The sequence below is a fragment of the Sphaerospermopsis sp. LEGE 00249 genome (genome assembly GCF_014299995.1).
In the GTDB taxonomy this organism is placed as follows: Bacteria; Cyanobacteriota; Cyanobacteriia; order Cyanobacteriales; family Nostocaceae; genus Sphaerospermopsis; species Sphaerospermopsis kisseleviana.
In genome coordinates, this window is the sequence record NZ_JACJUZ010000002.1 from 107625 (window position 1) to 134516 (window position 26892).

Annotated in this window: 25 protein-coding genes and 1 pseudogene; 20 read left to right on the forward strand and 6 right to left on the reverse strand. The window is 37.3% G+C overall.

Going from position 1 to position 26892, the window contains the following annotated elements; translation table 11 throughout:
- The first annotated feature begins 25 nt into the window (after positions 1 to 25).
- The 3 genes from H5968_RS01480 to H5968_RS01490 are packed head-to-tail and all read left to right on the forward strand — an operon-like array spanning position 26 to position 2593.
- A complete protein-coding gene (locus H5968_RS01480; protein ID WP_222620518.1) occupies positions 26 to 595 on the forward strand; it encodes a GNAT family N-acetyltransferase in 570 nt (189 codons plus the stop codon).
- Between the two features lie 21 nt (positions 596 to 616).
- Complete coding sequence (locus H5968_RS01485) at positions 617 to 1123, forward strand: hypothetical protein (protein ID WP_187038521.1); 507 nt, start codon at positions 617 to 619, stop codon at positions 1121 to 1123.
- A 27-nt stretch (positions 1124 to 1150) separates the two neighbouring features.
- Entirely contained in the window at positions 1151 to 2593 is a 1443-nt protein-coding gene (locus H5968_RS01490; protein ID WP_187038522.1) for an ATP-dependent DNA helicase RecQ, read from the forward strand.
- Between the two features lie 138 nt (positions 2594 to 2731).
- Here the strand turns inward: H5968_RS01490 and H5968_RS01495 are convergent, their stop codons facing one another.
- The 3 genes from H5968_RS01495 to pheS all read right to left on the reverse strand — a co-directional run bounded on the left by H5968_RS01495 (position 2732) and on the right by pheS (position 4887).
- Positions 2732 to 2926, reverse strand: a complete 195-nt coding sequence (locus H5968_RS01495; RefSeq protein ID WP_137667341.1) for a hypothetical protein — start codon at positions 2924 to 2926, stop codon at positions 2732 to 2734.
- A 496-nt stretch (positions 2927 to 3422) separates the two neighbouring features.
- Entirely contained in the window at positions 3423 to 3758 is a 336-nt protein-coding gene (locus tag H5968_RS01500; RefSeq protein ID WP_187038523.1) for a PIN domain-containing protein, read from the reverse strand.
- A 136-nt stretch (positions 3759 to 3894) separates the two neighbouring features.
- The gene (gene pheS, locus H5968_RS01505; protein WP_096572200.1) at positions 3895 to 4887 is read right to left on the reverse strand and encodes a phenylalanine--tRNA ligase subunit alpha; all 993 of its coding nucleotides are present in this window, start codon (positions 4885 to 4887) and stop codon (positions 3895 to 3897) included.
- A gap of 460 nt (positions 4888 to 5347) precedes the next feature.
- Between pheS and surE the strand changes: the two genes are divergently transcribed.
- The 9 genes from surE (at position 5348) to H5968_RS01550 (ending at position 18346) form a co-directional block, all read left to right on the forward strand.
- Entirely contained in the window at positions 5348 to 6145 is a 798-nt protein-coding gene (gene surE, locus H5968_RS01510) for a 5'/3'-nucleotidase SurE (protein WP_187038524.1), read from the forward strand.
- Positions 6146 to 6271: 126 nt separating this feature from the next.
- On the forward strand, positions 6272 to 7162 hold the full coding sequence (locus tag H5968_RS01515) for an MBL fold metallo-hydrolase (RefSeq protein ID WP_187038525.1): 891 nt from the start codon (positions 6272 to 6274) through the stop codon (positions 7160 to 7162).
- A gap of 343 nt (positions 7163 to 7505) precedes the next feature.
- The gene (locus H5968_RS01520; protein WP_187038526.1) at positions 7506 to 8603 is read left to right on the forward strand and encodes a bifunctional riboflavin kinase/FAD synthetase; all 1098 of its coding nucleotides are present in this window, start codon (positions 7506 to 7508) and stop codon (positions 8601 to 8603) included.
- Between the two features lie 201 nt (positions 8604 to 8804).
- Positions 8805 to 9713 carry a MoxR family ATPase gene (locus H5968_RS01525; RefSeq protein ID WP_187038558.1) on the forward strand — a complete coding sequence of 303 codons (909 nt, stop codon included), beginning with the start codon at positions 8805 to 8807 and terminating at the stop codon, positions 9711 to 9713.
- A gap of 169 nt (positions 9714 to 9882) precedes the next feature.
- Positions 9883 to 11292: an AAA family ATPase gene (locus H5968_RS01530; protein WP_187038527.1), complete on the forward strand. Its 1410-nt coding sequence runs from the start codon at positions 9883 to 9885 to the stop codon at positions 11290 to 11292.
- Entirely contained in the window at positions 11289 to 11780 is a 492-nt protein-coding gene (locus H5968_RS01535; RefSeq protein ID WP_222620519.1) for a hypothetical protein, read from the forward strand. The genes H5968_RS01530 and H5968_RS01535 overlap by 4 nt, the downstream gene beginning before the upstream one ends.
- A gap of 290 nt (positions 11781 to 12070) precedes the next feature.
- Positions 12071 to 12610, forward strand: a complete 540-nt coding sequence (locus H5968_RS01540; protein ID WP_187038528.1) for a cytochrome C — start codon at positions 12071 to 12073, stop codon at positions 12608 to 12610.
- A 313-nt stretch (positions 12611 to 12923) separates the two neighbouring features.
- Entirely contained in the window at positions 12924 to 15710 is a 2787-nt protein-coding gene (gene secA, locus H5968_RS01545) for a preprotein translocase subunit SecA (RefSeq protein WP_187038529.1), read from the forward strand.
- Positions 15711 to 15859: 149 nt separating this feature from the next.
- Positions 15860 to 18346 (forward strand): N-6 DNA methylase, encoded by a 2487-nt coding sequence (locus tag H5968_RS01550; RefSeq protein WP_187038530.1) that lies wholly within the window; start codon positions 15860 to 15862, stop codon positions 18344 to 18346.
- Between the two features lie 19 nt (positions 18347 to 18365).
- On the opposite strand, the gene H5968_RS01555 is transcribed toward H5968_RS01550, so the two are convergent.
- Positions 18366 to 19172, reverse strand: a complete 807-nt coding sequence (locus tag H5968_RS01555) for a hypothetical protein (RefSeq protein WP_187038531.1) — start codon at positions 19170 to 19172, stop codon at positions 18366 to 18368.
- A gap of 5 nt (positions 19173 to 19177) precedes the next feature.
- The gene (locus tag H5968_RS01560; RefSeq protein WP_096572190.1) at positions 19178 to 19402 is read right to left on the reverse strand and encodes a helix-turn-helix domain-containing protein; all 225 of its coding nucleotides are present in this window, start codon (positions 19400 to 19402) and stop codon (positions 19178 to 19180) included.
- A gap of 516 nt (positions 19403 to 19918) precedes the next feature.
- Between H5968_RS01560 and H5968_RS01565 the strand changes: the two genes are divergently transcribed.
- The 7 genes and pseudogenes from H5968_RS01565 (at position 19919) to H5968_RS01595 (ending at position 24695) form a co-directional block, all read left to right on the forward strand.
- On the forward strand, positions 19919 to 20080 hold the full coding sequence (locus tag H5968_RS01565; RefSeq protein WP_187038532.1) for a hypothetical protein: 162 nt from the start codon (positions 19919 to 19921) through the stop codon (positions 20078 to 20080).
- A 119-nt stretch (positions 20081 to 20199) separates the two neighbouring features.
- A complete protein-coding gene (locus H5968_RS01570; protein WP_187038533.1) occupies positions 20200 to 20427 on the forward strand; it encodes a hypothetical protein in 228 nt (75 codons plus the stop codon).
- Positions 20428 to 20431: 4 nt separating this feature from the next.
- Positions 20432 to 20788 (forward strand): type II toxin-antitoxin system VapC family toxin, encoded by a 357-nt coding sequence (locus H5968_RS01575; RefSeq protein ID WP_255427010.1) that lies wholly within the window; start codon positions 20432 to 20434, stop codon positions 20786 to 20788.
- Positions 20789 to 21118: 330 nt separating this feature from the next.
- Positions 21119 to 22966 (forward strand): threonine--tRNA ligase, encoded by a 1848-nt coding sequence (thrS, locus tag H5968_RS01580; protein WP_228051585.1) that lies wholly within the window; start codon positions 21119 to 21121, stop codon positions 22964 to 22966.
- Positions 22967 to 23083: 117 nt separating this feature from the next.
- Positions 23084 to 23500, forward strand: a complete 417-nt coding sequence (locus tag H5968_RS01585; protein WP_187038535.1) for a XisH family protein — start codon at positions 23084 to 23086, stop codon at positions 23498 to 23500.
- On the forward strand, positions 23488 to 23823 hold the full coding sequence (locus tag H5968_RS01590; protein ID WP_187038536.1) for a XisI protein: 336 nt from the start codon (positions 23488 to 23490) through the stop codon (positions 23821 to 23823). The genes H5968_RS01585 and H5968_RS01590 overlap by 13 nt, the downstream gene beginning before the upstream one ends.
- A 181-nt stretch (positions 23824 to 24004) precedes the next feature.
- Positions 24005 to 24695: pseudogene (locus H5968_RS01595) on the forward strand (IS1 family transposase).
- A gap of 1 nt (position 24696) precedes the next feature.
- Here the strand turns inward: H5968_RS01595 and H5968_RS01600 are convergent.
- The gene (locus H5968_RS01600; RefSeq protein ID WP_255427011.1) at positions 24697 to 24960 is read right to left on the reverse strand and encodes a DUF29 domain-containing protein; all 264 of its coding nucleotides are present in this window, start codon (positions 24958 to 24960) and stop codon (positions 24697 to 24699) included.
- 215 nt (positions 24961 to 25175) lie between these two features.
- On the opposite strand from H5968_RS01600, the gene H5968_RS01605 reads away from it, so the two are divergent.
- Positions 25176 to 26861, forward strand: a complete 1686-nt coding sequence (locus H5968_RS01605) for an NAD(P)H-quinone oxidoreductase subunit 4 (RefSeq protein ID WP_187038537.1) — start codon at positions 25176 to 25178, stop codon at positions 26859 to 26861.
- Positions 26862 to 26892: the final 31 nt, after the last annotated feature.

Here is a 26892-nt window from a genome sequence, read left to right on the forward strand (position 1 = left end):
TTCTGTGTTTATCAGCCTCTAACCTTTGATATATCAAGGTTTTAGGTTTATTCAGCAAACCCTAAATAGAGGTATAGACAATTCACCTGTTAACGCTAATATTGTTGAACTGTCTAAAAAGCACATTGATGATTATGAAAAATTATGGCGCGAACAATTGCGGGTTGTTCAAGCAGAAGATAAGTTTTGGGATTGGTTATTTAAACTGGGATATATTAGCAAACAAGACAACGAAGAAGGTTATGCCCTTGAGTGTGAAGATTGTACTCAAGGGTTAATGATGATAGAAACCCAATTACATGGTTCACGTTTGGCAATGGGACAAAAATTAGTATATATCCAGTACATTACCTCTGCACCTTGGAATCGTAAAGAAATCCAACGTCCACCACGATACAAAGGTGTTGGTACTGCATTATTAAGATATGCAAGATTGAGAAGTGTAGAATTAGGTTATGGTGGGAGAATTGGACTGCATTCACTACAGACTGCGGAACGATTTTATGAAAACCAAAATATGCTCAATCTTGGTGTTGATGAAGAATACAAGAATCTGACATACTTTGAATATGGTATTTTGAGACTACAACAATAATATCAATATAGGAACAAATTTATGAATAATAATCACAATGTAGCAGCAGCTATTGACATACTTTTTAATCCTACATCTCTTCAAGAAGCAATTGAAATTGAAGATAAAACCGACTGTGATGTAACCGCAGGGTTAGAATGGGGTTTAGCAGTTCCCGCTTTATTGCAAAATCCTGGAATGTTTGGAAAGTTGAGACAGTTGCGCGTATCACTCAACCGAGAACTGCGGTTACTTTTACAAGAATGGAATTTGGGTATAGGGGAAAAAACAGCTTTAGAAGTAGCACAGAAATGTTTGATTCAAAGACTTCAATTACCTGAACCTGTGGCTTTATCAGCACTGCAAAATATTTTAAAGCAAGATGAATTATATAATATTGACGAATTTATATCTAATCGGGATGTATTAAAGTCACTTTTAAGTATTTTACTATTAGATAGCGATTGGCAAGAAATAGCTGTAGCGGCTGCAAATTCAGTACGAGAACAGGTAATTTATCAAGTAGGCATTAATCAAATTTCTGCATAAAATAATGATTTAGGCTTAAATTTTTCTATGAATCACCCGACCACATCATTAACAGAACTCCGCACTGCATTAAAACAAATCTGGGGTTATGATGATTTTCGTCCTCCACAGGGAGAAATTGTCCAAAGTTTATTATCCCAAAAAGATGCTTTAATTATTATGCCCACAGGAGGGGGAAAATCAATTTGTTTTCAACTTCCTGCACTCCTAAAAACCGGGTTAACTTTGGTAGTTTCTCCCTTGGTTGCATTAATGGAAAACCAAGTAGAAGAACTCAAACAACGAAATCAAAAAGCTGCTCTTTTACATAGTGAACTACCTACTTATCAACGTCGGGCAACATTGCAAGCTTTAGAAAAACAACAATTAAGATTATTATATTTATCACCAGAAACTTTATTCAGTCCTCCTGTGTGGGAAAGGTTATCTCATCCCCAATTACAAATTAATGGTTTGATATTAGATGAAGCTCATTGTTTAGTACAATGGGGTGATACTTTTCGTCCAGCTTATCGCCGTTTGGGTGCTGTACGTCCAGCTTTATTAAAAACAAAACCACCGGGTACAAAAATTAGTATAGCAGCTTTTACTGCAACTGCTGATCCTGCTGCACAAAAGATAATTTCTGAAGTTTTACAGTTACAAAAACCTGATAGTTATAAACTCAATCCTTACCGGAATAATTTACATCTTAATGTGCGTATTGCTTGGACACCAAAAGGCAGAAAACAACAATTATTAAAGTTCATTAAAAATCACCAAAATCAAGCAGGTTTGATTTATGTGAGAACTCGTAAAGATAGCGAAGAATTAGCAGCATGGTTAACAGAATTAGGGTATAATACTGCTAGTTATCATGCGGGATTAGGTGCTACAGAAAGACGCGCAGTAGAAGCAAGTTGGTTAAATGGAAAAATGCCGTTCGTTGTTTGTACCTGTGCTTTTGGAATGGGGATAAATAAGCCAGATGTCCGTTGGGTGATTCACTTTCAAGCACCACTTTTATTATCGGAATATGTCCAAGAAATTGGACGTGCAGGAAGAGATGGAAAACCTGCGGAAGCGTTAACTTTAATTAGTGAACCAACGGGTTTTTTAGATGCTGAAGATAAGCAAAGACAGCAGTTTTTTGAACAACAAATTTTACAGCAACAACAAAAAGCGCAACAGTTAGCGAAAAAGTTACCAAAACAAGGAGAAGTAACATCTGTAATTAAACAATTTCCTGATGGTGCAACGGCGCTTTCTTTACTTCATAGTAGTGGACAATTACAATGGCTTGATCCTTTTCATTATGCGATTTCTGCAAAGTCGGGAAAACAGCCACAAATGCAATTACAAGCTGCTAAACAGATGAGTGAATATTTGTATAGTAAAAAATGTCGTTGGCAGTTTTTGTTAACTGCTTTTGGTTTTGGGAAAGAAGCGGAAAATTTGCGTTGTGGACATTGTGATAATTGTAAAAAATGATTACTTTATTTGTAATAATTCAGGAGTCAAGAGTCAGGAGTCAGAATATTTAATAAAACCGTAGATTATCACTAGCGTGATTTTTGGCGTAACCTTTAAAAAGCTGACTACTGTCCGCTGATAGCTGAATACTTACCTTTATTTTTGTTGGCGTTTTTGTTGAATATAATTACGAAAGTCATCCATTGTTAATTGATCTAGCCATTGATGACGATCTTTTGTATAATCTCCAAAACCGGATTCAAATCTTAGTAAAAATCTAGCAGCACCACCATAACCTAATTCTTGGATTAGTGCTTGGTAGCCTCTTCTAGAAATTTCACTGGCTTTCATTTTTAAAACTCCTGAATTAACTTTTGATTTTCCATTAACCAATTGACGGGATTAGCTACATTTATTTTAACATCATTAATATAATTCCTTGCTTTTCTTAACAGTCGATCATCTGTCGTCAGAAAGACTGTTACTGGCGCTGGTTCTGCAAATGCTAAATGCAATAGACATCTCCAGAAAAGAAATTATGGAACCTATTTAGGGTTTGCTGAATAAACCTAAAACCTTGATATATCAAAGGTTAGAGGCTGATAAACACAGAAATTAGTGCAAGGGTTTTGAAGGGTATACCGGAAAAAGTGTGCATTTTTTGGGATTTCAAGAGATGGCAAAGAAATTTTCAAATCTCCTCCTGACTCCTGACTCCTGACTCCTATGCCCTCACGGAAAGACTTTCTCAGCAACCCCTATTTATGGGGGCTGGGCGAAGCTTATGGGATATCTAGATGTCTGATTTTTCCGTTAAATTATCGCCCATAAGCTTCGCCCCTACAACTTATGACAAATTAATACATTCTATTGTGGAGATGTCTAATGAATCATATAAAGTAAAACCTAGTCCACATAAAATCTCTGCTCTAGATTCTATATCTTCATTTGACTCAACAAAGATATTTGCTGCACCTAAAAAAGCTAAAATCTGATCACGATTACCAGAATCAGGAATTTTTTGAAGCTCAAACTCTAGAGCATCACTGTTGACTAAGACTAAATCGCCGCGATCGCAATATTCTAGAATTGAGACTACTGCTTCAGTTTCTAACCGAACTCGATACTGTACGGGATCGTCTAAAAGACGGCAGAAACAACAGGAATCCATATAAATAGTCAAAGGTTTACTCAATATCAATAAATCCTCTTTGAATAATTGATAATTGTGAAATTTGTGTTCATTGTAAAAATTATTCAGTAGTCATTAGTCAGTTTTTCAGTGGTTATCCTACTGACTATTGACCACTGATAATTAGTTAAAACTGCCTTAAAAAGCGCAAATCGCTATTATACAAACGGCGAATATCATCAATTTGATGTAAAACCATCGCAAAACGTTCTACACCAAAACCAGCAGCAAAACCACTATAAATCTCTGGATCATAACCCACAGATTTTAATACATTGGGGTCAACCATACCGCAACCCATTACTTCTAACCAGCGCCCATTCCACTGTAAATCAACTTCCGCAGAAGGTTCGGTAAAAGGAAAATAACTAGCGCGGAAACGAATGGGTAAATCACCAAACATCGCTTGTAAAAATATCTTTACCGTGCCTTTCAAATCTGTAAAAGTTAAACCTTCATCCACTGCTAAAAGTTCAATTTGATGGAAAACAGCCGAGTGGGTAGCGTCTACATCGTCTCTGCGGTAAACTCGACCAGGGGCAACAATTTTAAATGGTGGTTCTTCTTTTTCCATGTAGCGAATTTGCACCGATGAGGTGTGAGTCCGCAGTAAATTTCCATCTGGCAAATAGAAAGTATCCTGCATATCACGGGCTGGGTGGTCAGGAGGGGTGTTGAGGGCTTCAAAATTGTAGTAATCTGTTTCCATCTCTGACCCCTGGGCGACAGTGTAACCCATACCGACAAAGATATCTAGAGCTTGGTCAATGATACCATTGAGGGGATGAATGCGACCTTGGGGACGGTAAATACCGGGCATAGTCACATCTAAAGTTTCAGACTCTAGCTGTGCTTGAATTTGGGCAGTTTCTAAAGCGGTGCGTTGCTGGTCAAGACTGTTTTGTAAAGCTTCCTTAACTGTATTGGCGATCGCCCCAATTTTAGGACGTTCCTCCGCACTCATTTGTCCCATGCTGCGTAACAGCGCCCCCAGTTGACCTTTTTTGCCCAAATAGTTAACTCGCAGTTCTTCCAGGCGTTCTAGGGTATCAGCAGCAGCGATCGCTGTTTCTCCTTCCTGCCGTAATACTAAAAGTTGTTCCTCTAAATTGCTAGTCATTCGTGATTAATTATTAGTCAGGGGTCAATCAATTTTAGATTTACGATTTTGGATTTTGGATTTACTCCACCCTAAAATGTGGAGCTTGAGGATTTTAGATTGGCGTTAGCGAAGCGTAGGCAGCGCAGAGAGTATTTTGGATTAATTCTGCCCTGAAAAGGCCGAGTTTATCCCGAAAATTCTCAATCCACAATCTAAAATCCAAAATCTAAAATTTTTCGGTCAGTGGTCAGTAGTCAGTAGTCAGTGGCAAAATACAAACAACCAACAACTGACAAAGGACAATTAACCTTAGCAATGTGCCATAAACCAGTCAATGCCACAAGGTGCAACTTTCCTCTGTTTACAGTTTAGAAGCTAGAGAGCATGAGAAAAGTTTTTTTTGCAGTTGTTACCAAAAACACTGACAACAGACCATGAACTAATTATTAATTACCAATCACCTTTTCCCCAATAACAGATGAAATTACTAATCAGCAACGACGATGGAATTTCCGCTTTAGGTATTCGCACCTTAGCCAACACCCTAGCCGAAGCAGGCCATCAAGTGAGTGTAGTTTGTCCAGATCGAGAGCGATCGGCAACTGGACACGGATTAACCTTACATCAACCAATTCGCGCTGAAATGGTTGAATCCCTGTTTCATCCTGCTGTTAATGCTTGGGCTTGTGACGGTACACCTTCCGATTGTGTAAAATTGGCATTGTGGGCGTTACTCGATTCCCCCCCAGATTTGGTATTATCAGGAATTAACCAAGGTGCGAATTTAGGAACAGAAATTCTTTACTCTGGAACTGTTTCGGCAGCAATGGAAGGTATGATTGAGGGCGTTCCTAGTATTGCTTTGAGTCTCACCAGTCATACACACAAAGACTTTCAGCCAGCTGCCAAATTTGCCAAACTGCTAGTAGACCATCTGGCAGTAGAACCCTTACCAGATTTAATGTTACTTAACGTCAACATTCCCCCAATCTCTTGGGAAGAAATAGCTGGTGTCACTCTCACTCGTCAAGGAGTGCGTCGCTATGTTGACGTTTTCGATAAGCGAGTTGACCCCCGTGGCAAAACTTATTACTGGTTAACTGGAGAAGTTTTAGAAGATGTCGAACCACCACCAGGGTTAAATTTACCCCCACACATTCCCATAGATGTAGAAGTTATCCGTAAAAATTTCATTAGTATTACTCCTTTGCAATACAATCTTACTTATGCCAATGGACTGCATAAATTGTCTACATGGAAATTTAACTTTACTTAAATTTTTCTGTATTTCCAAAGACTCAAGTCTAAATTAAAACCATTACCGTAAAATTTACACTTTAAACTAGAAAAATCAGCAGCATTTTTTTGATTTATCGCCCGCTCAGTCCAGCAACCAACAACCATGTCTAGGATAGAGAATCAATTTACAGTGCAGTTTTGGGGCGTTAGGGGTAGTATCCCCTGTCCTGGTCCACACACCGTCCGTTATGGAGGTAATACCCCTTGTGTTGCCATGCAAGTGGGGGGTAAACGTTTGATTTTTGATTGTGGTACAGGAGTTCACGTTTTGGGACAATCTTTACTGTCCCAAATGCCTGTAGAGGGTCATATCTTCTTTACTCACTCCCATTGGGATCATCTACAGGGGTTTCCATTCTTTACTCCGGCTTTTATCAAAGGAAATAAATTTAATATCTACGGTGCGATCGCCCCCGATGGCTCAACCATTGAGCAACGTCTCAATGACCAAATGCTTCATCCCAACTTCCCTGTACCCTTGCAGATTATGCAGGCTAACTTGAATTTTTATACTGTTAAAGCAGGTGAACCAATTCACATTGAGGACATTACCATAGAAACGACACATTTAAACCATCCAGGTGAAGCCGTAGGATATCGAGTTAACTGGTGTGGTGGAGCAGCCGTTTACATCACAGATACAGAACATTTTCCTGATAGATTAGATGAAAATGTCCTCAGGCTATCACGCAATGCCGATATTTTGATTTATGATTGCACCTACACTGATGAAGAATACTCTTGGGCTAAATCACCAAAAATTGGTTGGGGACATTCTACTTGGCAAGAAGCGGTGAAAATAGCCCAAGCAGCCAATGTGAAAACATTGGTCATTTATCACCATGATCCTGCCCACAATGATGATTTTTTAGATAATGTGGGTAAACAAGCAGCGGAGAAATTTCCTGGTGCAATTATGGCCAGAGAGGGATTAATACTGGATGTTCCTGTATTAGATGCTGTCTCTAAATCATTACCTTTACGTAAGTCATAAAATAATCGTTTAGGTGATAGGTGACTCTTGACAAGTGTGAGAGAGAACAGTTCTTAAATGATGACCGTCATCATTGGACAAGATATAACTTCCCCAAGACGATACTTATTCAAAAATGTTAAAAAAGGTAATTTTTTAGGATAATTACTAATTTGTAATTGGTAAACAAGGTAATGGGTCTGCTAATTTTACACCCTGCACCCCTTACCCTACACCTGCTCCAAGCCTCAAATACGTCTAAAAGGCAGAGGTTGGCAAACGCTGATAACGAAAATAAACCTAAAATCCCTGAATCCAAGTGCTAAATTTGTCTGAGGCTGGTTGTTTTTTTTGGGGGTGTTCTATGTGGGTTGCTGCTTCTACTGAACAGCTACTAACACCAACTGCTGTTGCTCTTGGTAAATTTGATGGTGTTCATCTTGGTCATCAAAGAGTAATTCAACCAATTTTACATTCAACAGTAAGTGATTCTATTAGTTCAAATGGGCGGGGAAATGGGGATAAATTACCAAAATACTCACCAGATCATCCCTCTCAATTATTAACCGTACCATCATCCCCAAACCATACATATTCAACGGTTGTTACCTTTGATCCTCATCCCCAGGAGTTTTTTACTGGTCAACCCCGTGCTTTGTTAACTCCCCTAGATGAAAAAGTCGAACAACTGCGATCGCTAGGTGTAGAACAACTGGTATTATTACCCTTTGATAGAGAATTATCTGCTCTATCACCAGAAGATTTTGTCAAAAAAATCCTTGTCCAAAAACTGCAATGTCAAAAAATCAGTGTTGGGGAAGATTTCTGTTTTGGCAAAAAACGCATGGGTAACGCCAAAGATTTGCAAATTATCGCTGCTCAGTACAATATACCTGTAACAATAGTTCCCATACAAACTGATACAGTAAATTTTCCCAACAATACTGATAATATCCCCAATGATTTCACAGAAGATGGTCGTATTAGCACTTCCTCAATTCGCCAAAGTTTAGAATTAGGAGATATGACTAGAGCAACCCGCTTACTGGGAAGGCCTTATAGTTTAACTGGTGTGGTGATAACAGGGCAAAAATTAGGTAGAACCATTGGTTTTCCTACTGCTAACTTGCAACTTCCAAAAGATAAATTTTTACCCCGTCTGGGAGTTTACGCTGTGCGGGTTGTCATTCACAGTGAAACCCCTGATACCGCTCCTGTGGAAAAATTAGGCGTAAAATTAGGCGTGATGAATATTGGCAACCGTCCCACTGTCAACGGTACATACTCAACAGTAGAAGTACATTTGTTTGATTGGTCTGGTGATTTATACGGTAAAACATTAGTGGTAGAGTTAGTCAAATTTTTACGCCCAGAACAAAAATTTGCTGATATAGAAGCTCTGAAAACCCAAATTCAACTTGACTGCACCATAGCCAAAGAAATTTTAAATAGGACATACTGAATTTGAATAATTACTTGGGAACAATGTATATATTGGTGATTGGTGACTGGTGACTGGTGACTGGGGAAGAAAATTTTAGATTTTAGATTTTAGATTTTAGATTGGAATTAACAAAAACAATCCAAAATCCAAAATCCAAAATTGAATTACCAATTACCAATTACCAATTACCAATTACCAATTACCAATTACCTAAAGAGAATGAGAGAAAAAATTGACGCTTTAACCCAAAATCTGGCTCGTACCATTGTCGGTAAAAATGAAGCTATACGTTTAGTTTTAGTTGCTTTGCTAGGTGGTGGTCATGCTTTATTAGAAGATGTACCTGGTGTTGGTAAAACCCTACTAGCTAAATCTTTAGCGCGTTCTGTAGATGGTAAATTTCAACGTTTACAATGTACCCCCGATTTACTACCAACAGATATCACAGGTACAAATATTTGGAATCCCAAAAGCGGCGAATTTTCTTTTATGGCAGGTCCAGTATTTGCTAATGTCTTATTAGCTGATGAAATTAACCGCGCTACTCCTCGCACCCAGTCAGCTTTGCTGGAAGTGATGGAAGAACATCAGGTGACAGTTGATGGTGTATCCCGTGCTGTTCCGCAACCGTTTTTTGTGATTGCAACTCAAAATCCTGTGGAATATCAAGGAACATTTCCTTTACCAGAAGCACAAATGGATCGGTTTATGTTGTCTTTGAGTTTGGGTTATCCTTCGGAAACAGAAGAACTACAAATGCTGCAAAATCTTCAGGAAGGTGTACAAGTTACTGATTTACAACCTTGTATTACTTTGGAAGAAGTCGCACAATTACGTCAACTTTGTTCCCAGGTAAAAGTAGAAACTTCTTTACAACAATATATTTTAGAATTGGTGCGGACTACTAGACAGGATGAGGAAATTACTTTAGGTGTTAGTCCTCGTGGTAGTGTGGCATTACAAAAAGCTGCCCAAGCATTAGCTTTTATTTTAGGTAGAGAATATGCAATACCTGATGATGTGAAGTTTTTAGCACCTTATGTTTTGAGTCATCGTTTGATTCCTAGAGGGGGAAGGAATGCGAAAACGATAGTTGATAGATTATTGCGATCGGTTGCCATTCCTTAAAGGTAACAGGTGAGCCACTGCGGTGGACGGGTTTCCCGGCATAAAGCAAGTGGCGAACCCCGAAGGAGTGACAGGTAACAGATGTAAAATTTTGTTTTTGTATAGTTACATCTTGCACTTGTTACAACTATAATAAATTTATTATTGGCTGATATGAGAGTTGCTAATTATGCAGAAAATTATTATTAAAAATTTCGCTGCTATTGAATATGCAGAGATTGAAGTTAAGAAAATCTTAGTTTTGATTGGTGAGCAAGCAAGCGGTAAAAGCACAATTGCTAAATTGATTTATTTTTTTCAATCCATAAGAGATGATTTGTTTAGTCAAATTTATCAGGATACACAAAAAGATTATTTTGATATTACTTCTGACCTTATATTTCCTATAAGAGAAAAATTTTACGATTTTTTCGGTTCTACATTTCATTTGCCTGATTTTGAAATAAAATTTTATTACAGTTTTGAGAATGATAAATATCTCAGATTAACCCTTGATGATAGGAAAAAACTTTATCCTAAATTTTTGAACTCCAATTTTTTAAATGAAGATTTTAAATCTTCTGCAAGTAAGATGAAAAAGCTTTTTCAACAGGGTTTAACTACCAATGCTATTCATGAACAATTGGCTTTTGATCAAAACAGAATTAAATATGTTCAAAGACTTTCTAGTTTATTAAATGAATTGTTTGAAATTTATTATACAAATCCGCTATTTGTAATTGCAGGTAGAAATGCAACAGTAAGCTATTCTGATTTTTTTGAAAAGTATTTATTCGCAAGTGTTCAGAATACCATAGAGGGAAATAGAAGAAAAGGGTTTCAACCGAAAGAACAAACTATAGATGAAACTTTAATGTTAAAGTTCATGGAGAGAGTTGGAAAAATCAAAGATAAATTTAAAAAATTTGATAATTTTGAAGGACTAATTGAAATTTATGAAGAAACCACAATCAAGCAAAAATTATATCTAATCAACAATCACATAGCAAGAATCATAAAAGGTGAATACCGCATTGATAACAGAGGAGAAAAAATTGTCTTCAACCAGGAAACAGAGGAATATATTGATCTTTCTAATGCTTCATCAGGACAACAAGAAGTGATAAGAATATTACAAGATATTTTCCTGAATATCCTTGATGATGTAAAAGTATTAAGAATTATAGAAGAACCAGAAGCACATTTATTTCCTATTGCCCAAAAAGAACTCATTGAGTTATTATCTGTAATGGTGAATCATGATCAAGATAATCAACTCATCATTACTACCCATAGTCCTTATATACTCACAGTTTTTAATAATCTCCTATTTGCAAATAGAGTAGTGGAAAAAAATCCCTCCGCAGAATCAGAAGTAGCAGAAATTATCCCTAAAGACTCTTGGTTAAAAGCTGAGGATTTTTCAGCTTATTCATTAGGTAATCAATCTGTTTCTGAAACAACGCATTATTGTCAATCAATTTTTAATGCTGAAAAAGGTACTATTCAACAAAATTATTTGGATACTGTTTCCGAAATTTTGGGTGGTGATTTTCAGACTTTATACAGTGTCCACGCTAGAACTTTTAAAAGAAGATGAGCAAATTTGACGATATTAAAGAACTGCTATCAAATGCGTTTCCTAAGTTTCCTGATATTGTACAAATAGAATTGAGAGCAGAGTTTTCTGTTATAGACTATAAAGGACAATCTTTTATTGTCATCAGTATTGATTTCGATGATAATACATTTATTCTAAAAATCAATGGTGTGGAAACTATAATTAATGGTTTTGATAGCAGCAAATTATTTAATATCATTAATGCTACGGGAGTTGCTTTTATTCCTATTGATGGTAAACAGGGACTTTTAGGATTTGGTAATTCTCATTGTGATTTTGTATTTTTTGATGAAAGTTATTTCTGTTTTGTACAGTTCAAATTAAATGCAACCAGTTTGAGGAAGGTAAACAAAAATAGAGTAGATGCGATTAGACAATTAAAAAATACGGCGTTGCATAATAGAGGGATGAATCGGCGTTTGAAACCGTTGAAAATTCGTTCTAAATTGGGCGAAATCATCCCATGATTCAGCAACGCCAAAAATACTATAGATTTATTTGATGATAAACTAGAAAGGAATTATGCAGGGTTAAATTTAGAAGCTTATGTTTGTACTCCTGAATTTTACCCTAGATAAAATGCCAGTTGGCAAGCATTAGCACAGAATTTTTTAGAAGATTATGGTATTCCACTTTTTGAAAGGAATGATAAAACCTGCAAGTAAATAGAAACTAATGCAACAAATTATAATAAAATCTGTCTAAATATCAGGTATATACAAAAACCAAAATATTCACTTTTACCATAATTCTATTTATGCCTAGTATGTTTAAAGCTAAATCATCCCACAAAAAACTCAAACGCCAACTACTGATAGTCATGCTGATTCTTTTCGGTTGGAGTGTCGCCATAGGATTTATACTAGGTCTAGCCACCAGCACCCAAGCAGCAAACCCTCCGGAAATTGGTACAGTTGACGTAGTACGCGCACAATATAAGTTAGGAAAAGAATTATATATAGAAAACTGTTCAACCTGTCATCTAGCTTTACCACCAGAGGTATTTCCTACCCAAACCTGGAAAAATATCTTGGAAGACTCCCAGCACTATGGCGCAACTATTACGCCCTTAATAGGAATACAACGCAATTTAGTATGGAAATATGTTTCTACCTTTTCCCGTGTGCAACTGCAAGACGAAGAAACACCCTATCGTTTAAACAGATCACGTTATTTTAAAGCTTTACATCCTGGCGTAGAATTACCAAATCCTGTAACAATGGGTAGTTGTGTTAGTTGTCATCCTGGTGCAAATGAATATAATTTCCGCAAACTGACACCAGAGTGGGAAAAATAAATTGGTGATAATAGTTGATAGTTGATAGTTGATTGGGAAACATCAAATTGATTACCCAGTCACCAGTCACCAGTCACCAGTCACCTGTTCTAGTGGCAAAATGATACTATGAAAGAAGTTTAACTATAAGATATGAGTTAAAACCAATCACAAAATCGGGTGATTGGTAAATTTTCATTTCGGTTTTGAGTTGATTCTCATTTTCTACCCATCCACCACCAAAACGGTTGGGTTGAGTTAAGCGTCTATAATTATATAGCTTTTAGCTAAACCTTTAATTTCCATTCCCCTTGTTCTAGTTCTATAAACTGCCATGCTAAAACTATTGTTGGGCGATCCCAACGCTCGTAAACTAAAAAAATACCAGCCTTACATTACAGAAATTAATCTCTTAGAGGAAGAAATTAAAGCACTCTCTGATGATGAATTAAAAAGTAAAACTACTGAGTTTAGACAACGTATATCTAAGGGTGAAAGCCTTGATGATATTCTGCCAGAGGCTTTTGCGGTTGTTCGTGAATCTGCTCGACGGGTGTTAGGATTACGACATTTTGATGTACAGTTACTCGGTGGGGCAATTCTGCATACTGGGCAAATAGCGGAAATGAAAACCGGTGAAGGTAAAACCTTGGTCGCTACCTTACCGAGTTATTTAAATGCCCTCACGGGTAAAGGTGTTCACGTTATTACAGTGAACGATTACCTGGCACGTCGGGACGCGGAATGGATGGGACAGGTTCACCGCTTCTTGGGTTTAAGTGTGGGGCTAATTCAAGCCAGCATGAGTCCCACAGAACGGAAGAAAAACTATGACTGTGATATTACTTATGTAACTAACAGTGAAATCGGTTTTGACTACCTGCGGGATAATATGGCCACTTCTATGGCGGAGGTGGTGCAGCGTCCGTTTAATTATTGTGTTATTGATGAAGTAGATTCGATTCTGATTGATGAAGCACGGACACCGCTAATTATTTCTGGACAGGTCGAAAGACCGACAGAAAAGTATTTACAAGCGGCAGAAATTGCTTTTACTCTTAAAAAAGATGAACATTACGAAGTAGATGAGAAAGCACGTAATGTCCTGTTAACGGATGAAGGTTTTGCAGAAGCGGAAGACCTTTTAAATGTAACTGATTTGTTTGATCCTGAAAATCCTTGGGCGCATTTTGTGTTTAATGCGATTAAAGCTAAGGAACTATTTCTCAAAGACGTGAATTATATTGTCCGTAATGGGGAAGTGGTGATCGTTGATGAATTTACGGGTCGGGTATTACCAGGACGACGTTGGAGTGATGGACTGCACCAAGCTATTGAAGCGAAGGAACGGGTAGATATTCAGCCAGAAACCCAAACTCTGGCAACTATTACCTATCAAAATCTGTTTTTGCTGTATCCCAAGTTGGGAGGAATGACAGGAACAGCGAAGACGGAAGAGGTGGAATTTGAAAAGATTTATAAGTTAGAAGTAAGCATTATTCCTACCAACCGGGTGAGAAAACGCCAAGATTTATCGGATATGGTGTTTAAGACGGAAATAGGTAAATGGCGGGCGATCGCTAAAGAATGTGCGGAAATGCACGAACAAGGTAGACCTGTGTTAGTGGGTACGACCAGCGTGGAAAAATCCGAACTTCTTAGCCGTCTCTTGAAAGAAATAGAAATTCCCCATGAGTTACTGAACGCTAGACCGGAAAACGTGGAACGGGAAGCGGAAATTGTCGCCCAAGCTGGACGCAGAGGGGCTGTAACCATTGCCACCAACATGGCAGGACGGGGTACAGATATCATCCTGGGTGGTAACTCTGAATATATGGCGCGGTTAAAGTTGCGGGAATATTTTATGCCCCGGATCGTGTCCCCAGAAGATGATGAGTTTAGCATTCAACGGGCTTCTGGACTTCCTACCGGTCATGGTGGAGGACAGGGTTTTGTGCCTGGTAAAAAGGTGAAAACTTGGCGTGCTTCCCCGGAAATTTTCCCCACTCAGATATCAAAGGAAACAGAACAACTGTTAAAAGAAGCGGTAGACGTGGCGGTAAAAGCTTACGGTGAAAGAAGTTTACCGGAGTTGGAAGCGGAAGAAAAAATCGCGGTAGCTGCGGAAAAAGCGCCTACTGATGATCCTGTGATTCAAAAATTGCGGGAAGCTTACCAACACATTAAGCATGAGTATGAAGAATTTACCAGTAGTGAACATGATGATGTGGTGAACCGTGGCGGTTTGCACGTTATTGGTACTGAACGCCATGAATCGCGACGCATTGATAACCAGTTACGCGGACGGGCGGGCAGACAAGGAGACCCTGGAACAACGAGATTTTTCCTCAGTTTAGAGGATAACTTGTTAAGGATCTTTGGGGGCGATCGCGTTGCCGGCTTGATGAATGCTTTCCAAGTAGAGGAAGATATGCCTATTGAGTCGGGTATGTTGACTCGCAGTTTGGAAGGCGCACAGAAAAAGGTTGAAACCTATTATTACGACATCCGTAAACAGGTGTTTGAGTATGACGAGGTAATGAATAACCAACGTCGTGCTATTTATGCGGAACGTCGGCGGGTATTGGAAGGTCAAGACCTGAAGGAACAGGTGATTAAATATGCCGAGAAGACGATGGATGACATCGTTGATTATTACATTAACCCTGATTTACCTTCGGAAGAATGGGAGTTAGAGAAGTTGGTGGATAAGGTGAAGGAGTTTGTTTACCTGTTGGCTGATATGCAGTCTAGTCAGTTGGAGGATATGGGAGTACCGGAAATTAAGGCTTTCCTCCATGAACAAGCGCGTATTGCTTATGATATTAAGGAAGCAGAAATTGATCAAATTCAACCGGGTTTGATGCGTCAAGCGGAAAGGTTCTTTATTTTGCAACGCATAGATACTTTGTGGAGAGAACATTTGCAACAAATGGATGCTTTGCGTGAGTCGGTTGGTTTGCGTGGTTATGGACAGAAAGACCCGCTGATTGAGTATAAGAGTGAGGGTTATGAGTTGTTCTTGGATATGATGGTGAATATCCGCCGTGATGTGGTTTATTCGCTGTTTATGTTCCAGCCTCAGCCTCAGCCTACGGTGCAGACTTCGGAGATGGTTTAGGTTTTTTTCACGCAGAGACGCAGAGAGTTGTTTTCTGCGTCTTTTGTTTTAGGAGGAATTAACCACGAAGACGCGAAGAGCGTGAAGGAAGAAGAGGAAGAGGAAGAAAAGAGAAGGTTATTTATTCAGCAAACATTTGCGCTAATCTCATGAAATCAAGTAATCTCAAGTCCCAAAAGATCCCGTTACAAGCAAATTCTCTAGAATCAACAAGACAGGAAATATTAAGAAGGATACAAGCATCTGGCTATCCTCCAAATGGCTTACTTTTAAACTCTAGCTTTTTAGGTAAAAATGGTCAAAATTACGCAGCAGATATTATTGTTTTTTCTCCTGATGCTGTCCTGCATATAGAACCATTATTAGTGGTCAGCATAGCTAAAAATGGCTTTACCTTTAGCTATGAATGGGTAAACTCATTTCAAGACTCAGGAGCAAAAAAAATAATTTGGTTTAATGGTAAAATCTTAAAGCTTTTCTATCTTAATTCTCAAGAAAAATATCAAGAACTTCCTCCATTTTTACCTAATTGGGCTGAAATTAATCAAGAAAATAGTATTTTCAGTCAACATTTCAAATCTAATTTAACTCCTGCTTATGATTTAAAGCAAATTTTATCAGACTTGCATGATCATTTTTATGGTAATAGTAATATTCGCATTCCTTCCCGTTTGGGTACAGAAATTCAAAAAATAATTTTATTGAAAAAATTTGATGAAGAACAACCTCATAACAGAATTAATTTTTATATTGCAGAAAATGAACTACCACAGGGGTTAAATGGTGATAAAATTATACCATCTGATGCTGTTGTCTCAGTCGCAAATCGTCTGCGTAAATTACTTACTCAATATGATTTAGAAAGAAATGAAAAGCAAAAATTAGGAAATTTAGACTTGGATGATCAATCCCTTTATCATGCTGTTTTTCAACTAGAAAGATTATCTTTGAAAAAAACTCCTACAGATGTTTTAGGTGATGCATTAGAAGCATTTAGAGTTTATACAGTTAAAAGAGAAGGAGGTCAGTTTTTTACCCATCGTTATGTAGTAGATTTAGCTTTACATTTAGTAGGATTTACAGGAGAAAAACATCAAACATTAGCAGATATCAGTTGTGGAACTTCTGGTTTTTTACATAGTGCAAAAAACATTATTATTAATAAAGCTCAAGCAGAAAGTATAATTACCGAAGAAGAACAAAATAATTTAGTTAGTGAACTACTTATTGGGTTAGAAGTAGATCAAGACTTGGTGCAGATATCTAACACTTCACCGGAATTTTTTAGCCTACCTAAAATGTTGGTTGAAAGACAAGATAGTTTAGCTCCTTATGGAACTTGGAAAAAGGAAATATCTGAGCGTATTCAACCAAAATCTAGATATTTTATGGTAGGAAATCCCCCCTTTGGTACAAAGATTGTAGTTAAAGATACAGAAACATTAAAAAGATTCTCTTTAGCTTATGCTTGGAAAAAAGCGGGTCATAAATGGCAAAAATCAACCGAAAAAATTGTACCCAGATCACCGGATATTTTATTTATTGAACGCAATTTAGATTTTTTAATTCCCGGAATAGGTAGAATGGTATTAGTTGTACCATATCAAATCCTCAGCGGACCCAAAGAAGGTTTTGTTCGTGAATGGTTAATGACAAATTGTAAAATAATTGCAATTGTTGATTTACCGGAAGATACATTTCAACCCTATACAGGAACAAAAGGATCACTTTTAGTAGTTGAAAAAAGATTGAATCCTAATCCTCAATGGAGAGATGAACTAGATTATCCAATATTTATGGCCTGTCCCCAAAAAATCGGACATGACAGACGGGGAAGACCGATTTTTAAAAATAATGAATCGGCAGAAATAGATGTTGATTTACCTGAAATTTCCACAGCTTATGATGCTTTTTTAGCTGGAAATAATCCCAGTCAAGTATCGGAATTAGCTTTTACTATCTCTTCTCAATTCATCAAAAATAATGCCGATATTCGCTTGAATGCTGCTTATTATCGTCCTTCATCAATAGATTTACGCGATAAGTTAATTACAATTGTTAAGCAGGATTTATCTTTAACAATTACTCCATTAGGAGATTTAGTTAAAGATATTTTTTACCCTGGTAGATTTAAACGTGAATACACAGAAGATTTAGAAAACTCAGTTCCTTTTTTGGGAGGTTCTAATATTACACAACTAATTCCTGTCACAGAAAAAAGAATTTTAAAAGACAGTATTCACTATCAACAATTAGCTTTAAAAGCAGGATGGATTTTAATTACCAGAAGTGGTACTACAGGAATAGTATCAAGTGTGCCTCAAAACTGGGAAGGTTTTGCAGCATCAGAACATATTATTAGAATAATTCCTGATCCTGAAAAGTTGCATCCTGGTTATTTATACGGTTATTTGAAAAGTGAAATTGGACAAAATTTACTCAAAAGTGGGATTTTTGGATCTGTGATTGATGAAATTAATTCTAGTTATATTGCATCAATACCAGTTCTCCATCCTCAAGATAAAAGTTATGCTGATAAAATTGGTGCAAAAATGTATGAAGCTGATCTACTCAGATATCAAGCGTCAATTTTAATTCAAGAAACTACTCAAACAATTGAAAATCTAATAATTTAGATGTGTAGTTACTTATAGTTTATATCCTGCCTTTTTCGTGATAACCTTTAACTACTCTGGTCATGAGTTCTAGTAGTTCATCTAACGTTTGATTACCTTGGATTTGATTACTTCTTTCTAACATTAAAAATGTATTTTGCGGGGTATGTTTACCACCACGATCCAAAGGAATTAAATGACCGGATTGAATTGTTCTTGGTGTATCAATAAGCTGAGAAAATTCAATGGGAATTAATTGTATAGGATCAAGATATATTCCCGGTTTTACGGAATGTTCCAACAGCCAAATAAAGCTATCTTGAATAGAATTATCTGGTAAACTAGGTGATCCATTCATTGATAAAGCTTGTAGAAAATACTTTACTTCAACCAGTGTTGCATCCACTTGTGAAGCATAAAATTTATGTTCTGATGGAAGTTCCCAGCGATTTATTCTATTTCCATCTTTTCCATCTTGCGGCCTACCTGGCACACGACTAGATGTAGGTTTCCAAGGTGCAGAACGTCTCCCTGCATCACGAAATTTTGTGATAATAGCACGAATTTTTTTCTCTTCATATCCTGCTGATAATAATAGTGTTTTAAATAAACTAGAAGTTAACTTGATAAGTTGTGTTACTGCCTCTACAGAAATATTATATTCTTGTACAGCTAATTTTTTGATATTTTCAGAAATTGCCTCTACAGGAAAAACATTGTCTTTGACAGATGAATTTTTAATTTCTGCTATGGTTTTGTCTATTAAATCATTCTCATCTCTATCTTCTAATTTTTTAAATATCTGAACTTTTTTGTTACTTAAATTCTCATCTTTCTTTTTTGCCATAATTGTTACTCATCTTGAAAGTTAAACAAATCAACATAAGAAACATGGAGAAATTCAGAGAGTTTTTCCAAGGTATCGAAAGAAGGTGCATTAATACCACGTTCGATATTACTAATAAACTCAACAGAAACTCCTATTGCTTCAGCTAATTGTTCTTGAGTTAAATTTTTCAATCTACGTATTTGCCTTAATTTACGGCCAAATTTTACTTTGAGATTAGTTTTTGTCAAATCTACTATTTGTAAACAGATAAAAATAATACCGTAGTTTAAATTACTGTAACACGAAGTATAACTACGAGTTTTGCCTAGAAAAGTATATATAGTAAAATAGTCAAGAGGTTTACCCTTGACTGACTTTTATTTTTTAAATAATTTGGTCAAACTTTGACTATAAATAAATATATATATAAAGAATTATTTTACTTACCCCAGTTTCTAGACATCATCTAATAAAACATAATCGCCATTTTCCGCTATTTCTATAAATGCTTTTTCCCAACCTTTTCTTACTTGTTTAACTGGGCGAATAATGAAATGATTTCCTTGAACTTCTATTTCTACTTCTGAGTTAATTCCGCTTTTTTATAACAGTGTTTTAGGAATAAAAACACCTTGCGAATCTCCGATTTTGACAATTTGGATTTTAATAGCTTTGCCCATTGTATGTGATTGAGTAAATATATTATTGTATCACACAAATATTATAATCATGTTATGATATAAAAGTGTATGGAGAAAAGATCCATGACTACTTTAGTGAAAGAATTATTAAGCACATTTGATATTTTACCAGAATCCGAAAGATTAGAAATAGCTGTGGAGATTTTAAAACGGGTTACAAATTTAGACTTTCCACCTTTATCCGATGACGATTTAGTGTGGAATGCTGAAGAACTCTTTTTATAATTATATCAACAAGAAACAGATTATGAGTACCCCTAGACGTGGAGAAGTTTGGCTTGTTGATCTGGGTTACACTGCAAAAGTCAGTCCAACAGTATTTCAAAATTCAAGGAAAAAATATTATGAATGTATCTATTGCTGACCAAATTATTGAACAATTAAAAATAATGCCTCAAGACTTGCAATATCAAGTCCTGGAATTTGCCCGCAGTTTGACAAATTTAAAAATCAAAGGTGTTCCCGGTAAAGAATTACTAAATTTTGCAGGTTCAATACCCAAACAAGATTTACAGCTAATGAGTGAAGCAATAAACCAAGATTGCGAAAAGGTTGACTTTGATGAATGGTAGATACTTGCTCGATACTAATATTATTATTGCTTTCTTTGCTGATGAAATAGCTGTCAAAAACAACCTTTCACAAGCAACTGAAGTTTTCATTCCCAGTATTGCAGTAGGGGAATTGTTTTATGGTGCTAGAAAATCGGGACGTTCAAAAGAGAATATAGAACGTATTGAAGAATTTATCGCCAAAAATACTGTACTTGAATGTAATACACAAACATCTCGAATATATGGTGAAATAAAAAATCAGCTACGTTTAAAAGGTCGTCCCTTACCTGAAAATGATATTTGGATCGCCGCAATGAGTCTTCAATATAATCTAATTTTAGTTACACGCAATGCTCATTTTCAGGGTCTGTATTCTTAGTCACAAAAATAGTCCGTCAAAAAACCATTGTCCGTATAAAATCTTCCTTGTCCATCCCTTCGACTACGCTCAGGACAAGCCTTCCTTGTCTTCCTGGTCTTGCCTTCACAGATCATATTAAAAACCTACCCCTGTGAGGTGGGGTCATCGCACAAAATCGCATTGCTCCCCAACTGTTAACAGAACTGCGGTTAATCGGCAATGCTTTTCCCAACTAGCTCAGTGGGGGTGATAAATTAGGAGAGTCCAGAGAATAAAGCCCACTGCGTCGTCAGCAAGTGGACTATGATTTTAAGAATATATTTTCAACAATTCTATTTGTAATCGCCAATGGTTCAACAGCCGATGTCGCCAACTCAAGAAACTCAAAACCTAGAAAAACCAGCAGAGAAAATCTATTTACCCCGCACCAGCGAATCAGAAACATTAAAAAAAATTCGCCATACCGCTTCTCACGTCATGGCCATGGCCGTACAAAAGCTGTTTCCCAAGGCGCAAGTTACCATTGGTCCGTGGATTGAAAACGGTTTTTATTATGACTTCGATAACCCCGAACCCTTTAGCGATAAGGATTTAAAAGCCATCCAAAAAGAGATGGTGAAGATTATTAACCGCAAACTCCCAGTTATTCGGGAAGAAGTCAACCGCGAAGAAGCAAAAAAACGAATTGAAGCAATTCAAGAACCGTATAAATTAGAAATTCTCGCAGATATTAAAGAAGAACCCATTACCATTTATCATTTAGGTGATCAATGGTGGGATTTGTGCGCGGGTCCCCACGTCGAAAATACCAAGGACATCAACCCCAAAGCGATAGAATTAGAAAGCGTAGCCGGTGCTTATTGGCGCGGAGATGAAACCAAAGCCCAGTTACAACGCATTTACGCTACTGCTTGGGAAACTCCCGAACAACTAGCAGAATATAAACGCCGCAAAGAAGAAGCGTTAAGGCGTGACCATCGTAAACTGGGTAAAGAACTCGGTTTGTTTATTTTCGCCGATCCTGTCGGTCCTGGTTTACCCCTTTGGACTCCTAAAGGTACGCTGTTGAGAAGCATTTTAGAAGACTTCCTGAAAAAAGAACAGTTAAAACGGGGTTATTTACCTGTTGTTACACCTCACATTGCCAGAGTTGATTTATTTAAAACATCGGGACACTGGCAAAAATACAAGGAAGATATGTTTCCGATGATGGCTGAAAATGAGGAAGCTAAAGCCATTGAACAGGGTTTTGTCCTCAAGCCAATGAACTGCCCCTTTCATATCCAAATATACAAGAGTGAATTAAGATCCTATCGGGAATTACCGATGCGTTTGGCGGAATTTGGTACAGTTTACCGCTATGAACAATCGGGAGAACTGGGTGGTTTAACGCGGGTACGTGGTTTTACTGTGGATGATTCCCATTTATTTGTTACTCCTGAACAACTGGATGAGGAATTTTTGAATGTTGTAGATTTGATTTTGACGGTGTTTAGAAGTCTGCAACTGAAGAATTTTAAAGCGAGATTGAGTTTCCGTGATCCAGCCAGTGATAAATATATTGGTGGGGATGAAGTTTGGGATAAAGCGGAAGGTGCGATTCGTCGTGCTGTGCAAGAATTGGGAATGGACTATTTTGAAGGTATTGGGGAAGCGGCTTTTTATGGTCCAAAACTCGATTTTATCTTCAGTGATGCCTTAGATAGAGAATGGCAATTAGGGACGGTGCAGGTAGATTATAATTTACCTGAACGCTTTGATTTAGAATACGTTGCTGAAGATGGTTCGCGTAAACGTCCTGTTATGATTCACCGCGCACCATTTGGATCTTTGGAACGGTTGATAGGGATTTTAATTGAAGAATATGCGGGTGATTTTCCTTTATGGTTAGCACCTGTGCAGATTCGACTTTTACCTGTAGGTGAATTGCAAGTTGATTTTACCAAAGAAGTTGCTGCGAAAATGGTAGCTTTAGGAATTAGAGCCGAAGTTGATTTAAGTGGCGATCGCTTGGGTAAATTGATTCGCAATGCGGAAAAGGATAAAATCCCAGTAATGGCGGTAGTAGGTGCGAAGGAAGTAGAAAGTAATTCTTTGAGTATTCGTACCCGTGCATCTGGGGAGTTGGGAGCGATATCTGTAGATGAAGTTGTGAATAAAATGCAGGAAGCGATTTCTAATTTTAGCAACTTCTAATAATTAGTAGGTTGGGTAGAGCGCAAGCGAAACCCAACATTACAAAAAACCCAACCTATGATTTTTTTGAACTGTGTGATCTCAAAATTTTCCTAAAATTAGATTACGATTATCATCATGCCAGCAAAGGATATTTATCACGATACTTTCAGGAAAGCTCTGGAAAAAGACGATTGGATAATTACAGATGATCCTTTGAAATTAACTTGGGGTAAAAGAGATTTTTTTGTTGATATTGGTGCTAAAAAATTGATAGCCGCACAAAAAGGAGAATTAAAAATTGCGGTTGAAATTAAAAGTTTTGCGGGTATTTCCCAAGCCACAGAATTAGAAAAAGCATTAGGACAATATATATTATATCGCAATATTTTAGAAGAAAAAGAACCTGAACGTTTATTATATTTGGCAATTACAAAATCAACATTTAATGATATATTCTCAGAACCTATTGGTGATTTAGTTATCCATAAAAATCAAATTAAACTGATGATAGTTGATGCCAAAAAGGAGATAATTATCAAATGGATAAATTAACTAATTATCGTCAAATTATTGAAAAAGTCCTCACAGAATATGCTGCTATACCCTATCATTATGGAGATTTAAAAGCCGAAGTAATTATTAGCAAGGACGAAAATCGTTATTTAGTGATTACATCAGGATGGGAAGATGATACTAGAGTTCATGCTTGTATTATTCATATAGATATTATTGATCATAAAATTTGGATTCAAAGTGATAGTACAGAGGATGGAATAGCTTTAGATTTGTTAGCAGCAGGTATTCCTAAAGAAGAGATTGTTTTAGGATTTCATGAACCTAACGTTAGACAATATACAGGATTTGCAGTAGCTTAAATTCTCAATCCTGTTAATCCTTTAATCCTGGACATCCTGATTCTGACAAAAATCAAAATCTAGCTGTAAATTGCTAATCTCTTTTCAGGGCGGGATATTTACCAATAGGGTTTTATTTCTGCAATGGGTAATAGTAAAGTATGGCGTTGCATAATAGAGGGATGAATTGAGGGTTGATACGGTGCATTGTCCATACTGTGGGTCTACTGAGATTAGAAAAAATGGAAAACGCAGAGGTAAACAAAATCACATTTGCGTCAAATGTGGTCGTCAGTTTATAGATGTTTATAGTCCACCAAGAGGATACTCAAATGAAGTGAAACAAGATGCTTAAAATCCTACGTCAATGGGATGGGATTTAGAGCCATAGAACGTACTCAAGGTGTTCATCATACAACTGTAATTTCTTGGGTTAAACAAATTGGTGAGAAATTGCCAGATGCACCACCAATTGAGGAAATACCAGAAGTAGGTGAATTAGATGAATTAGAGACTTTTATTGGCTCAAAAAAAACAAAATTTGGTTGTGGACAGCAGTAAATCACTTTAGTCAAGGGATTTTAGCTTGGGTTTTGGGAGACCACAGTGCGGAAACTTTTCAGCCTTTGTGGGATATTGTTAAACTCTGGCAATGCTATTTTTATGTCACTGATGGATGGAAAGTTTATCCTAGTTTCATTCAACCAGAAGACCATATTGTGAGTAAAACATATATGACTAGAGTTGAAGGAGAAAATACACGTTTACGTCATTATCTAGCACGTCTACATAGAAAGACATTATGTTATTCTAAATCCGTAGATATGCTTAAATATTCAGTTAGATTATTACTTCATTATTTGAAATATAATCAAATACCCGTGTTCAACTAATTCATCCCACACTTATGCAACGCCAAATGTCAATATCATATTCACTATTAAGATAAATCCCTTTTAATAAATGTGTCCATAATACAATTAAACGGCTTTCAACTTCAGCCCTATCCCTACCCGCCAAGATTTCCATCTCCTCAATTAAATGTTCCACATCCAACCCATGAAAATCTCGCGCCTTGAGTTTGAGGATGGTATCTTCTAACCATAGATACTGATCCTGATCATAAAGACCTTCTGTTACTAATTCAATCTCTGTCATGGATTTAATAGATTTAATGTAATAGCGCGATCACCACTTATAACATAACTAAATCTTATAACATCAGCTACATATACCCTTACCAATACTAACCATAGGATTTTTCTAGGTATTTATTCTCTCTATATGTAAAGAGGGTAAAAATTTATAAAGAAATTGTTACAAATTCCAGTACAATGTCATCATTACACAAATAAGTATTTTTCTCTATTGACATGATGGCGGAACAATTTCCTTGGCTGACCGCGATTATTCTCCTCCCTCTCCTTGCATCCTTTCTGATTCCTGTACTACCTGATAAAGACGGTAAACTTGTCCGGTGGTATGCTTTGGGTGTAGGTATCGCTGACTTTGCGTTAATGTGCTATGCTTTCTGGACACATTACAATCCTGCTGATGCGAGTTTCCAACTAATAGAAAATTATGCCTGGATGCCTACCCTGGGACTAAACTGGTCTGTGGCAGTGGATGGTATTTCTGCGCCTTTGGTACTTTTAGCAGGTTTTGTCACCACCCTTTCTATATTTTCAGCTTGGCAAGTTGACCGCAGACCACGCCTATTTTACTTTTTAATGTTGGTGCTATATTCGGCACAAATAGGGGTGTTTGTTGCCAAAGACCTGATGTTATTTTTCATCGCATGGGAAGTAGAACTACTCCCTGTATATCTATTAGTTTCCATTTGGGGTGGTCAAAAACGACGCTACGCCGCAACCAAATTTATACTATATACAGCAGCAGCTTCTATATTTATCTTAGTAGCCGCCCTCGCAATGGGTTTACAAGGTGACGGTGTTCTCAGTTTTGATATCAGTGACTTAGCTACTAAAAGTTATCCTCTCGGTTTACAATTACTGCTTTATGCAGGTTTGTTTGTTGCCTTTGGGGTGAAGTTGGCAATTTTCCCCTTACATACCTGGTTGCCCGATGCCCACGGTGAAGCATCTTCACCTGTATCTATGATTTTGGCAGGTGTGTTACTAAAAATGGGCGGTTATGGTTTGATTCGCCTGAATATGCAGCTTTTACCCGATGCCCATATTTACTTTGCACCAGTTTTAGCTATTCTCGGTGTGGTCAATATTATCTATGGTGCGTTAAACTCCTTTGCCCAAACTAACATGAAACGGCGTTTAGCCTTTTCTTCTATCTCTCACATGGGTTTTGTACTGCTAGGTTTAGCTTCCTTCACCGATTTAGGGATGAATGGGGCTATGTTGCAAATGATATCACATGGTTTAATCGCCTCCGTGTTATTCTTCCTGGCAGGTGTCACCTACGACCGCACCCATACAATGGTGATGAAGGATATGGGTGGTATTGGACAAGCGATGCCTGTGGTGTTTGCGTTGTTTACTATAGGTGCAATGGCATCTCTGGCTTTACCCGGTATGAGTGGTTTTGTGGGTGAACTCTCGGTGTTTGTGGGTGTAACAACCAGCGATGTTTATAGTTCCACTTTCTGCACAGTGACAGTTTTCCTCGCCGCTGTGGGTGTTATCCTCACACCTATTTATCTACTTTCTATGCTGCGTCAGGTATTTTATGGTAAGGATGCAGCATTGATTTGTGATATCAATAATGGAGGTTCGGAAAACCTGGAAGATGAAGGTACTGCTTGTTTTGGTACTGATTGTTTATTACCAGGTCAATCACTTTACACTGATGCTAGACCCCGTGAAGTGTTTATTGCAGCTTGTTTTCTAGTTTTAATTATCGGTATTGGTTTCTATCCTAAAGTGGCGATGCAGATGTATGACGCTACAACTGTGGCTATTAATGCCCAGGTACGTCAATCTTACACTGTGATTTCTGAAACTAAGCCTGGTATTTATGCTGGGTTTGCCAGTCCAAAAATTGCTGATGTTGAGGTCAACTCGGTTTTGGCGACTGTTGAATAAACCTAAGAGGTTGTCTTAAAAGTTTTCGGCG

Coding starts and splice junctions, on each gene's coding strand:
- H5968_RS01485 (WP_187038521.1), top strand. CDS start 617: ATGAATAATAATCACAATGTAGCAGCAGCTATTGACATACTTTTTAAT.
- H5968_RS01490 (WP_187038522.1), top strand. CDS start 1,151: ATGAATCACCCGACCACATCATTAACAGAACTCCGCACTGCATTAAAA.
- H5968_RS01495 (WP_137667341.1), bottom strand. CDS start 2,926: ATGAAAGCCAGTGAAATTTCTAGAAGAGGCTACCAAGCACTAATCCAA.
- pheS (WP_096572200.1), bottom strand. CDS start 4,887: ATGACTAGCAATTTAGAGGAACAACTTTTAGTATTACGGCAGGAAGGA.
- surE (WP_187038524.1), top strand. CDS start 5,348: ATGAAATTACTAATCAGCAACGACGATGGAATTTCCGCTTTAGGTATT.
- H5968_RS01515 (WP_187038525.1), top strand. CDS start 6,272: ATGTCTAGGATAGAGAATCAATTTACAGTGCAGTTTTGGGGCGTTAGG.
- H5968_RS01520 (WP_187038526.1), top strand. CDS start 7,506: ATGTGGGTTGCTGCTTCTACTGAACAGCTACTAACACCAACTGCTGTT.
- H5968_RS01525 (WP_187038558.1), top strand. CDS start 8,805: ATGAGAGAAAAAATTGACGCTTTAACCCAAAATCTGGCTCGTACCATT.
- H5968_RS01530 (WP_187038527.1), top strand. CDS start 9,883: ATGCAGAAAATTATTATTAAAAATTTCGCTGCTATTGAATATGCAGAG.
- H5968_RS01535 (WP_222620519.1), top strand. CDS start 11,289: ATGAGCAAATTTGACGATATTAAAGAACTGCTATCAAATGCGTTTCCT.
- H5968_RS01540 (WP_187038528.1), top strand. CDS start 12,071: ATGCCTAGTATGTTTAAAGCTAAATCATCCCACAAAAAACTCAAACGC.
- secA (WP_187038529.1), top strand. CDS start 12,924: ATGCTAAAACTATTGTTGGGCGATCCCAACGCTCGTAAACTAAAAAAA.
- H5968_RS01550 (WP_187038530.1), top strand. CDS start 15,860: ATGAAATCAAGTAATCTCAAGTCCCAAAAGATCCCGTTACAAGCAAAT.
- H5968_RS01555 (WP_187038531.1), bottom strand. CDS start 19,172: ATGGCAAAAAAGAAAGATGAGAATTTAAGTAACAAAAAAGTTCAGATA.
- H5968_RS01565 (WP_187038532.1), top strand. CDS start 19,919: ATGACTACTTTAGTGAAAGAATTATTAAGCACATTTGATATTTTACCA.
- H5968_RS01570 (WP_187038533.1), top strand. CDS start 20,200: ATGAATGTATCTATTGCTGACCAAATTATTGAACAATTAAAAATAATG.
- thrS (WP_228051585.1), top strand. CDS start 21,119: ATGGTTCAACAGCCGATGTCGCCAACTCAAGAAACTCAAAACCTAGAA.
- H5968_RS01585 (WP_187038535.1), top strand. CDS start 23,084: ATGCCAGCAAAGGATATTTATCACGATACTTTCAGGAAAGCTCTGGAA.
- H5968_RS01590 (WP_187038536.1), top strand. CDS start 23,488: ATGGATAAATTAACTAATTATCGTCAAATTATTGAAAAAGTCCTCACA.
- H5968_RS01600 (WP_255427011.1), bottom strand. CDS start 24,960: ATGACAGAGATTGAATTAGTAACAGAAGGTCTTTATGATCAGGATCAG.
- H5968_RS01605 (WP_187038537.1), top strand. CDS start 25,176: ATGATGGCGGAACAATTTCCTTGGCTGACCGCGATTATTCTCCTCCCT.